This is a genomic window from Kitasatospora sp. MY 5-36 (assembly GCF_001182915.1).
GTDB lineage: Bacteria > Actinomycetota > Actinomycetes > Streptomycetales > Streptomycetaceae > Kitasatospora.
The window spans coordinates 1-690 of record NZ_LFVW01001384.1 but is presented as its reverse complement, the minus strand read 5'-3'; the positions used below and the strand labels follow the sequence as shown (position 1 = coordinate 690).

1 protein-coding gene is annotated in these 690 nt (G+C 78.8%); it reads left to right on the top strand.

The features are described 5' to 3' along the window. The coding region (locus tag AE652_RS42570; protein ID WP_049661684.1) for an FAD-dependent oxidoreductase at positions 1–690 on the top strand (690 nt) is incomplete at both ends.

Below are 690 nucleotides of genomic sequence, written 5' to 3'. Positions count from 1 at the left end.
CGTCGGGCTCGGCGCCGAGGTGACCTGGCTGACCTCCACCGCCACGCCGCTGGCCGCCGTCCTGGGCAGCGAGACGGCCGCGCTGCTGGCCGGCCTGCACCGCGAGCACGGGGTGCGGCTGCACCGGGGCGTGGCCACCGGGCTGCTCGAACGGCGCGGCCGGGCCGTCGGTGTCCGGCTCGCCGACGGCTCCGAACTGGCCGCCGACGCCGTGCTGATGGCCGTCGGCTCCGAACCGGCCACCGAGTGGCTGGCCGGCAGCGGCGTCCCGCTGGACGACGGCGTGGTCTGCGACGCCTACTGCGCCGCCGTCCCCGGCGTCTGGGCGGCCGGGGACGCCGCCTCCTGGCCCGACCCGCGCACCGGCCGCCACCACCGCCTCGAACAGCGCACCAACGCCACCGAGCAGGCCATGCACGCGGCCCGGAACCTGCTGGCCGGCCCGGACGGCGAACGACAGGCCTACCGGCCGGTCCCGTACCTGTGGACCGACCAGTACGGGCTGCGGGTCCAGGTGTTCGGCCGGCCCGGCGGCGCCGAGCGGTTCGAGGTGGTCGACGGCAGCCTGGCGGAGCACCGCTTCGCCGCCGTCTGCGTCCGGGACGGCCTGGTCACCGGCGCGGTCGGGATCGCCTCCGCCCGGGCGCTGCGCGGGCTGCGCGCCCAGGTCGCGGCGCACGGCCCGTGGCC